Source organism: Rhizobium sp. WYCCWR 11146 (assembly GCF_013591995.1).
In the GTDB taxonomy this organism is placed as follows: Bacteria; Pseudomonadota; Alphaproteobacteria; order Rhizobiales; family Rhizobiaceae; genus Rhizobium; species Rhizobium indicum.
Window position 1 is genome coordinate 186,060 of record NZ_JACCEY010000043.1, and the last position, 8,860, is coordinate 194,919.

Annotated in this window: 11 protein-coding genes, 1 tRNA gene and 1 pseudogene; 6 read left to right on the forward strand and 7 right to left on the reverse strand. The window is 56.3% G+C overall.

The features are described from left to right. Nucleotides 1-4 precede the first annotated feature (4 nt). From HX899_RS34000 to HX899_RS34010, 3 genes are all read right to left on the reverse strand, one after another. Complete coding sequence (locus tag HX899_RS34000; RefSeq protein ID WP_181294493.1) at nucleotides 5-838, reverse strand: carbohydrate ABC transporter permease; 834 nt, start codon at nucleotides 836-838, stop codon at nucleotides 5-7. Continuing rightward, the gene (locus HX899_RS34005; protein WP_181294494.1) at nucleotides 838-1,731 is read right to left on the reverse strand and encodes a carbohydrate ABC transporter permease; all 894 of its coding nucleotides are present in this window, start codon (nucleotides 1,729-1,731) and stop codon (nucleotides 838-840) included. Before HX899_RS34005 ends, HX899_RS34000 begins: the two co-directional genes overlap by 1 nt. Nucleotides 1,732-1,856: 125 nt before the next feature. After that, nucleotides 1,857-3,194 (reverse strand): extracellular solute-binding protein, encoded by a 1,338-nt coding sequence (locus tag HX899_RS34010; protein WP_181294518.1) that lies wholly within the window; start codon nucleotides 3,192-3,194, stop codon nucleotides 1,857-1,859. 177 nt (nucleotides 3,195-3,371) lie between these two features. Here HX899_RS34010 and HX899_RS34015 point away from each other — a divergent pair, with 177 nt between their 5' ends. The 4 genes from HX899_RS34015 (at nucleotide 3,372) to HX899_RS34030 (ending at nucleotide 6,311) form a co-directional block, all read left to right on the forward strand. After that, nucleotides 3,372-3,986, forward strand: coding sequence for a GNAT family N-acetyltransferase (locus tag HX899_RS34015; RefSeq protein WP_181294519.1), 615 nt, complete (start codon nucleotides 3,372-3,374; stop codon nucleotides 3,984-3,986). Nucleotides 3,987-4,537: 551 nt separating this feature from the next. Then, nucleotides 4,538-5,719: an ROK family transcriptional regulator gene (locus HX899_RS34020; RefSeq protein ID WP_171599432.1), complete on the forward strand. Its 1,182-nt coding sequence runs from the start codon at nucleotides 4,538-4,540 to the stop codon at nucleotides 5,717-5,719. A gap of 73 nt (nucleotides 5,720-5,792) precedes the next feature. Further along, the gene (locus HX899_RS34025) at nucleotides 5,793-6,086 is read left to right on the forward strand and encodes a RodZ family helix-turn-helix domain-containing protein (protein WP_138328291.1); all 294 of its coding nucleotides are present in this window, start codon (nucleotides 5,793-5,795) and stop codon (nucleotides 6,084-6,086) included. 75 nt (nucleotides 6,087-6,161) lie between these two features. Continuing rightward, nucleotides 6,162-6,311: a hypothetical protein gene (locus HX899_RS34030; protein WP_012756918.1), complete on the forward strand. Its 150-nt coding sequence runs from the start codon at nucleotides 6,162-6,164 to the stop codon at nucleotides 6,309-6,311. 3 nt (nucleotides 6,312-6,314) lie between these two features. Here HX899_RS34030 and HX899_RS34035 read toward each other — a convergent pair whose 3' ends face one another. Further along, nucleotides 6,315-6,527, reverse strand: coding sequence for a hypothetical protein (locus HX899_RS34035; protein WP_029872887.1), 213 nt, complete (start codon nucleotides 6,525-6,527; stop codon nucleotides 6,315-6,317). Between the two features lie 249 nt (nucleotides 6,528-6,776). Between HX899_RS34035 and HX899_RS34040 the strand changes: the two genes are divergently transcribed. Continuing rightward, nucleotides 6,777-6,956: a DUF982 domain-containing protein gene (locus tag HX899_RS34040; RefSeq protein WP_080658205.1), complete on the forward strand. Its 180-nt coding sequence runs from the start codon at nucleotides 6,777-6,779 to the stop codon at nucleotides 6,954-6,956. A 5-nt stretch (nucleotides 6,957-6,961) separates the two neighbouring features. Here the strand turns inward: HX899_RS34040 and HX899_RS34045 are convergent, their stop codons facing one another. Further along, nucleotides 6,962-7,183: a hypothetical protein gene (locus tag HX899_RS34045; RefSeq protein ID WP_138387575.1), complete on the reverse strand. Its 222-nt coding sequence runs from the start codon at nucleotides 7,181-7,183 to the stop codon at nucleotides 6,962-6,964. A 536-nt stretch (nucleotides 7,184-7,719) separates the two neighbouring features. Between HX899_RS34045 and HX899_RS34050 the strand changes: the two genes are divergently transcribed. Beyond that, on the forward strand, nucleotides 7,720-8,352 hold the full coding sequence (locus tag HX899_RS34050) for a bifunctional 2-polyprenyl-6-hydroxyphenol methylase/3-demethylubiquinol 3-O-methyltransferase UbiG (protein ID WP_138387576.1): 633 nt from the start codon (nucleotides 7,720-7,722) through the stop codon (nucleotides 8,350-8,352). A 186-nt stretch (nucleotides 8,353-8,538) separates the two neighbouring features. Here HX899_RS34050 and HX899_RS34055 read toward each other — a convergent pair. Together HX899_RS34055 and HX899_RS34060 are read right to left on the reverse strand one after the other, a co-directional pair. Continuing rightward, nucleotides 8,539-8,615 (reverse strand) — tRNA-Pro (locus HX899_RS34055). Nucleotides 8,616-8,713: 98 nt separating this feature from the next. Next, nucleotides 8,714-8,860, reverse strand: a pseudogene (locus tag HX899_RS34060) (HAD family hydrolase); the annotation flags it as partial.

Consider the following 8,860-nt stretch of genomic DNA (forward strand, 5'->3'; position numbering starts at 1 on the left):
CTGTCTATTTCGTCGCTCCTGCCGTCAAGCCAGCAATAAACCGCCGCTGGAAAATGAGATAGGTCACGATGAGCGGGAAAATGACAATCACCGCGCCGGCGGTCAAAACGGGCGTGTTGACGGTATAGCGCCCTTGGAAAAACAGCATGCCGAGGGGCAGCGTCCGATAGTCGTCGTCGTTGACCAGGATGAACGGAATCAGAAACTCGTTCCAGGTCCATATGAACAGGAACAGCGCCAGTGTCGACATTGCCGGCACCATGAGCGGGATAACGATCTTGCGCAGGATATAGAAGCGTCCGGCACCATCGAGAACCGCCGCTTCGAGAACTTCTTCCGGCAGTTGCTGCATCGCGCTGGCGAGGAAGATCGTCGAGAATGGTATCGACATGGCGATCTGCGGCAGAATGAGAGCCGCATAGGTGTTGATCAACCCCAGATATCGCATTTCATAATAAAGCGGGATGATGAAGGCTTCGGCCGGCACCATCATGCCGAGCGTCAGGATAGCGAACAGCGTGCGCCGGAACGGAAACGACAGGTAGGCGAAGGCAAAACCGGTCAGCAGGCCTAAAAAGACGCTTGCAGCAACGACGGGTATGACAACGATGATCGAATTCCAGAAGTAAATGTTGAAATGCCCGGCATTCCAAGCATCGATGTAATTTTCGAAATGCGGATATGCCGGCAGCGCGAATGCACCCTTGAGAACGTCGGCCTTGCTCTTTATCGAGGTCAGAAGCAGAAGCAGGAACGGCGTGATCGTTACGAAAGCAAGAAGCCAGAGGACAATGCGAAGGAATAGCGTACCGGCCGAGATTTTAGACCAACGGCTCATCAAGCCCGTCCTTTGTTCTGCGATCCCACAAATCGGTGAATTGCATAGTTGATGACGAAGGTAAGTACCGCGCCGACAATGGCGATGGCCGCTGCGGCGCCGAACCGATTAAGCTCGAAGCCGAGCTGATACATGTAGATGTTCGGCACGAGCGTCGCGTTGGCGGGTCCGCCCCTGGTCATTGTAAAAATCAGGTCGAAGCTTTTGATTGACGCTATGACCGTCAGGAGCAAAACCACCCTTATTTCAGGCAAGAGAAGCGGCAGCGTTATCCAGAAAAAGGTCTTTCGCCCCGAAGCGCCATCGACCTTGGCAGCGTCGAAAAGAGACGGGTCGATGCGCTGAATCCCGGTCAGGAAAATGACCATGCAAAAACCGAAGAAATACCAGGTGGCAACGATCCCGACCGCGGGAAGCACAAAATTGAAATCTCCCAGCCACGGGAGTGCGAAGGCGCCCAACCCTACCGCTCTCAGAAACTGATTGAACGGGCCAAATGCAGGATTGTAGAGCCATGCCCAGATGATGCCCAACACGGCGGTCGGCATGATATAAGGCAGGAACAGGAAGGTCCGGAGCGCAAGTTGTTCGCGTTGCTTCAGATTCCAGACGCAAGCAGCAAGAGTTATGCCGAGCACGAGCGGCAGGACACAGTAGAAGATCATGAGCTCGGCATTGTTACGCAAGGCAATATAAAAACGGCTGTCAGAAAAGAGATCGACGTAATTGCCGAGACCAACCCACTTGGGCATGCTCAGGCCGTCCCAGCTGGTCAGGCTCAAACCCAAAGCCGCGACGATCGGTCCAAAGACAAAAGCCGCGTAGAACAGCAATCCAGGCAATAAATAGATAAAATTGGTCTGTTGCGAGCCATCAAGTGCGGAGCGTTTCATCCATTACTCCATAAAGCTAAAGCTGTGGTCGTCGCGCAGCAAGCCGATCGCAGTGCTCATTTATTTGGATCGACGAGACTGAGGTCACGGCCGCAGGGGACGGCCGTGACCAGCGCCTGCAGTCTTTATTTCTTATCCTTCAGGTACGCCTGATAATCCTTGTCCATAGCATCGACAAAGGCTTCGGGCGTGATATTGCCGGACAGAAGAAGCGGCGTGTTGTCGTCTATTGTCTTCAGCATCGTCGGGCTCGACCAGTCGGGGTAATGGCCGAGAGCGTCGTTTGCGTTGAGTGTCTTCCACATTTCGATGCCGGAGCTGAGGAGCGGCGTGAGCTTTGGCTTTGCGTCAGCCGCGAGCGAAGTTGCCGGAAGATAGCCGGCATTGGCCCAGGTTTCAGCAGCCTTTTCCGAGACCATATAATCGATATATGCGCCGGCTACGTCCTGTGTCGGCTTCGTTTTGGCAAGGCTCGTTATCGCCCAGGCAAGATCCACGCCCCCGACACTCATGGGCTTGGAAATACCTTTCGGGGCGGGAATTGCCATGAAGCCGATATCTGGATTGTGTTGCATGTCACCGAAATACCAGGTCCCGGAGATCAGGAACGCGCCCTGCCCGGAAATGAAAAGCTGAACGGCGTCGTCACCCGAGATGCCTTCGTAACCGGGGAAAAAATAACCGCCCTGTGCCCACTGCTGCACGAGTTTGGCGGATTCGATGTTCCCCTTGGTGTTCCAGGAGCCGCCCCGGCCGTAGATCAGATCGTCAAGCTCGGCACGATTGCTCGCGTCGATATGAGCCTGCTCGATGGCGCCGATCATGTGCAGGGCCAGATGCTGTTTTGCCGAGCCCATCATGAAGGGCGGGACGCCCTTTTCCTTCAGCTTGTCGAGATCGGCTAGAAGCTCCTCGAAGGTTTGCGGCAGCGCTACTCCTGCATCGCTGAGGATCTTTTTATTGTAGAAGAGGCCAACGATCTCGCCGAGGCCGGATATGCCGTAGGTCTTACCGACCCCAAATTTTCCATCCTCCCAGCGGTCTCGAGCAAGCACGGAATCCGACTGGCGCTTCTCCCAGCCATATTGTTTGATGTAGTCGTCGACCGGCAGGAGCAATCCTTCCTTGACCATCGCCCCCATGTCACCGGCACCCTGATTGACTTTCGTGATGACAGGGCCATCACCTGCCGAAACCGCAAGCTTCAGCGTCAGCTTCATGTCATCAAAAGTGCGGGCGGTGCGTTTGATCGTGACGCCGGGATGGGCAGCTTCGAAGTCCTTGTTGAGCTGCTCTATGACCGCACTCTGGCCTTCATAGGTTTGGTCATCCCACACAGCCAGGTCGTCGGCGCGCGCGGCTGCCGAAAAGCCAAAACAAAAAAGCGCCGCGCCAGCAAACGCGACAGCTGCTTTCAATACGTATGCCGGCAGTATGCTGATCGATTTCATAGTTCTTGTCATCTGCTCCACCTCATCTGGTTTATTCTCCACTCCCCGCTCAGGCCATGCGCCAAGCACCGGCCGAACGTTTTCTTCCCCCAGAGCTTTGCCTGGCTGGCGAATCTGAGGTAATCGTCAATGCATCCGCTCCTCTCGCGACCTAAAAAGACAAAGCGCCACGCTGGAGGTGGCAAAGTGATGGACACCAGCTGCTTCATCCGCCCCGCGATTGAAGCGGATATCGACGCCCTTTTCGACATCTGCCTGAAAACCGCAAATGGCGGTGAGGATGCCAGCGCGCTTTATAGCGACCCGCATCTGCCCGGCTACATCTGGTCGGTACCCTACCTCAAATTCGCCAAAGACTTTGCCTTTGTTCTCGTTCAGGACGACCGGCCGGTCGGCTACGTTGTAGGGGTGCCGGACACCGGCGGGTTCGACAGAGACTTGCAGATGAACTGGTGGCCGTTCGTCCGCCAGCAGATTGCAGGACTGGCACCCAGCCGCCCGCGCGACGCCGACGTGATGGAACGAATTCAAAATCCGCGCAGCGGAACGGGGTGGCTTCAAGACCAGTACCCGGCGCATCTCCACATCAACATCCTTCCCGGACTTCAGGCAAGCGGTTGGGGACGCAGGATGATCGGCACGGAGCTTCAGGCGCTTCGAAATCACGGGGTCGGCGGCGTGCATCTCGGGGTTGACCCAAACAACGAACGCGCCAAGGGTTTCTACCGTCACCTTGGCTTTTCCGAATTCGAGCAGGATGGCTCCGTCGCCTTCGCAATGCGGATCCATGCGGGATTGGGTTGAAGCATTTCCTGGCTTCTCCGAGGCAGGGAAAGGCCTTGCCTCATCGGTATAAGAACCCTTGATTGGAGAAAATCTCACACGCCCAGAGCTGCCTGCTCCCCACGAGGCGAGATCAGCGTGCCCATCCGGATGAACGTCCGCCTGAAGGCGTAGTGCTATTGTCGGCAGTAAAACAGATTGCTCGGCGGAAAGCTGTCCATCAATCGAGGGCTTCATCATGAGCAAATCCTCGGCAGCCAGGTTCAAGGGATCGGCGGGGCGCAAAAAAGGAAATAGCCAGGGAAGCCTAGGCCGGTTCCTCTTTGGGCGATCTTGGCGAGCGCACGGCTAACCAGACGATACGTATGGCGCATACTTCTACTCGACCCTCTTTATTTCATCGCGCATTTTTATCGCGCGTTGATCCAAAGCCTACAGCTGGCCTCCCATTTGTCAAGGACATAGACAAATTGCGTGCTTCAATGTATTGAATTCCAGTTAGTCGCGATAGTTGTGAACCCAATATCGCCCTATTAAGTATGCGCTCCGAACTAATTGACTGAGCTCGCCGGATGGCAATGACATCTTCTGTCGCACAGACTCCGATCGCACGAAAAATTTCAACCAATGCCGTCATTCGAACCGTGTTCGCGAATGGATCAATCTCTCGCGCCGATATTGCCAAGCTAACCGGCTTGTCAAAGCAGACGATTTCCGATGTCGTGCGCGACCTTGAGGATGACGGATGGCTGAAACCAGTCGGGCAGACCGATGGTCGCCCGGGCCGGAATGCGATCACCTATGAAATCAATGCCAAGGCGGGACTGGCCGTCTCCATCGATCTCGGGAGCACCAAGATTGCTGCGGCTATCTGCGATCTGTTAGGGAACGTGGTTGCTGAAACCAAAGTATCCACCGATCCGCGCGGCGGAATGCATCTCGTCAATCAGTTCAGTGATCTTATCGTGGAACTCGCGCTTGCGGCCGGGACGACTGCCGACAAACTCCGTCTGGTCGTTCTGGGCAGTCCCGGTGTGCTCGATCCGGCCACCGGACATATCAACGTAGCGCCAAGCATCCCCGGCATCGACGCAATAAATCTGCGGCAAGTCTTCAGCGACAGAATGGGGATACCGGTGATCGTTGAAAATGACGTCAACCTGGCCGCCCAAGGGGAGAGATGGCGGGGACACGGTGTCGAAACCAGCAATTTTGCTTTCGTTGCTCTCGGCACGGGCGTCGGCATGGGCATCATCGCCAACGGAACTCTGTTGCGCGGCGCGCGTGGGGCGGCCGGCGAAATCGCCTATCTGCCGATCGGCGGAGATGCTTTTGATCCTGGCGGATTTACGCTTGGAACCTTTGAGAGTGCGGTCGGCAGCGTCGCGATGTTGCGCCGCTACGTCGGTTTCGGCGGCCGCAACGCATCCACCGTGGCCGATCTCTTCGCCGCGTTTAATGCAGGAGAAACAAGTGCTGCGGCTGCCATCGAAGAGACGGCAAGGCTGGTCGCAGTCGCTATCGCTGCAATCGGAGCGGCTCTCGATCCTGAACTGGTGATCACCGGCGGCAGCATCGGCGCAAGACCGGAACTCGTAAACGCCATCCGTGGTTTCCTGCCGCGTTGTACGCCTTACCCGCCACGCATCGAGATCAGTCGCTTTGGGAACCGGGCCGCCTTGATGGGAGGAATGGGGATCGCGGTCGAGCGCATGCATGACGATCTATTTGGTGTCAAATTGAGGGAAGTTTGAAGAGCGCATACCATAGGGCGAACGTGCAGCGTCGCCACTTGAGAAGCGCTGGAAATGCGCTAGATTTTCCATCATGATAACAGCAACGCAGATCCGCGGCGCGCGCGCCATGATTGGAATGAGCATCGAAGAGCTCGCCGCCGCCAGCGGCCTGCCGGTCGAGACCCTGATGGCGCTGGAAAATGGCGAATTCGCCGGCGAGCCGCACGCGCTGTTCGACGTACGCAGCACGCTCGAGGCGAACGGCATCATCTTCCTGTCCAGCGGCAATCAGGATGAAGGCGGCCCCGGCATCCGGTTACGCGCACGCACCTCCAGCGATGACGGCATCCGGCCGGAAAACCTCAACGCCGCCAACGACGACTGACGGAACCAATCGCTCGCCCGGGCGTTTCGCTGTCCCAGAACATATCGGGGCCTATAACATATCGGGGGCAGTCTCTTGAACCGCAGCAATGGTCTCTACGTTATCATCGGCGTTCTTGTCGTCGCCGTCATCGGCCTCGGCGCCTATATCTTCCACGAGGAAAGCAAGCCGCAAGGCATCGAGATGAGCATCGGTAAGAACGGTGTCTCGATCGAGCAGAACTGATCTTTATAAATAGGTTTTTGCAAGGTCGGCGAGTTTGCCGCCGTCCTTCACGCCCTGTCTGTAGAGCTGAATGATGACCGCACCGATCCGTTCGGCCTCCGGCGTCGTCCTGGCGAGGCCGCGTTCGTCGCAGACCTTGTCGAGGACCTGCGAAAGCAGATCGAGATCTTCCGAAAATAACGGCAAATCATGCGGATGAATTGATGATCGTAACATCACGCCGCATCTCCTCCGAGGGCAAACGCATCCACGCTTGCATCGCCGGCCGCCCTCCGCAACCGACCATAAAGTGATTATGCGCGAGGGTCTGAACTTTAGCAACTACGCAAATTCTTGTGGAACAAAATTATGGAACAAAATTTTATCCCGCGCGTTCTGGCCGCGTTTGGTAGCAGGAATCAGTGAGTGCAGACGTGAGAAAAACGCTTTCCCTCCCCCGTTCGGGTCGTTTCTCCAAACAGCAGCCTGATCGTTTCCACCGTCTGGGAGGCCGTCGAATATCTGAAGCGGTGGCCGAGCAAGCGTGGGCGCGATTATCGCGTTGCGCGCCAGCACTGCCTGGATGCGCTCGATGGACTGCGCAGCCCGCGTGCAGCACAGGCTTCCTTCATCACGGCAGCGAAAACGGCGGGATTGCTGGTGTAAGATCGTCAGCTGTTGCGTCCACCGCCGGCAGCGATGAGCTGAGGATGGACGGAGCCTTCCATGATCACCTTGGCGGTAACCTCGATCACCTGCTCCTCGGCGAGCTCGGCAAGCGCGAGAGCGACATCGCCTTCCGACCAGCCGGCTTTGACGGCCTCGTCCGACAGAGCCTGGAACGCGCTGGCGAGACTCTGCCTGCAAGTTAGATTGTGCTTCATATCCGCCATGCTCGACTAGGCTATCTGTGACAGGGATAATGTTAATCTACACATATTCACGAGAATGCGAAGAGGCTTCAGGTTTTTTTCAATCCAAATTTGGGTTGTTAACTTCCAAACTGGGTATAACCTTAACAAAAGACAACAAACACCACCTCTCCCAACTGAGGCAGTACCAAAAAGAACTAAAGGATTTATTTGCGATGCACCTTCAAAGGGTATTTCATCGCGTTATTTAGTTTAAATGGTCGAACCGGTCGGAGCCGGATGCAGCGGCCCTTTGAACCACGAGAATGCGGCAAACCTGAACGCGGGCCGTTTTCAGCATCTTCAGGGCACCCTGTCAATCAGCTTCGGGATCCGGCGGGCGAGCGTCGGGCGTGCTGGAGAATGTCTCGCGCTGTCGGTACTGCCAATCGGCAGTGACGCTTAGTCGCCACGAACGCCTTCGGCGTTAATCACCGTAATACCACAACGACACCACACTCCCGTCAAAGTCCGCCGTACCATTGGCGGCTCACTTCTTCAGGTTTTCAGGAGGTAAAATGTCTATCGAACTGGACGCTACTACATATATACACGCCAAATCGGCGACCGCCCATTCCTATATTCTGCCGGCCGTTGTCGATGTTCTCGAGAACAGTTTCCAGGAGGCAAAAGAAACGGCGGTCTTCGACCTCGGTTGCGGCACCGGCGGTGCTGCCGCCGTGCTTGCCGAAAAAGGGTATGACGTCGTCGGCGTCGATCCCTCGAAGGACGGCATCGCCAAAGCGAGAACGGCCCACCCCGATCTTCCACTGGAAATCGGTTCCGGTTACGAAGATCTTTCCAGTCGGTACGGGACCTTCGATGCGGTGATCAGCCTTGAAGTGGTGGAACATGTCTATGATCCCAAGGCTTTCTCGACGACTATTTTCGACCTGGTGAAGCCTGGCGGCATCGCGGTCGTATCGACGCCTTTCCACGGCTACTGGAAAAATCTGGCTTTGGCCGTGAGCGGAAAGATGGACGACCATTTTATGCCTCTGAAGGACCATGGTCATATCAAATTCTGGTCTCCCGGAACGCTCAGCACGCTCCTGGTCGAAACAGGCTTCGAAGACGTCGACTTCGAATATGTCGGGAGAATTCCGCTGCTGGCAAAATCGATGATCGCAATCGCTCAGAAACCGCACTGAAAGCGGTCGAAGGCCCGCCGCCGTTTTGCAATGGGGGGTTACGCCTCACCTGCGACATGAACAAATGACATTTTCGTTCGGGACGTTCGGCTCCCGCTTCAGCATTTCTGCCTATGTCTCGTTCCGCTTTCCGCCGCCAGCGGGACGAAGAAAGTGACATTCTGACTGGGATTTCAAGGGGATAAATGGTCGGGGCGACTGGACTCGAACCAGCGACCCCTTGACCCCCAGTCAAGTGCGCTACCGGGCTGCGCTACGCCCCGACCTGCCGAAACGGCTTGTTTCGTTTAGTTTTTCAGCGCGTGCAATGCAAGCGGAAAAACCTTACCTTCAACAAAAAGGAGGCGGTTTGCGCGAATGGTCAGATCGCCGCGAGCGTCAACCGGCCTTCGGCGGTTTGACTCGGCTGCCAGGCCTGGTAGTTGGCGATCGAAAAATGCGGTGTTTCGAAGGGTGTGTTGTGGGTTTCGGTGATGACGGTAACGCCGGCGCCGGCGGGCTCGCCCGC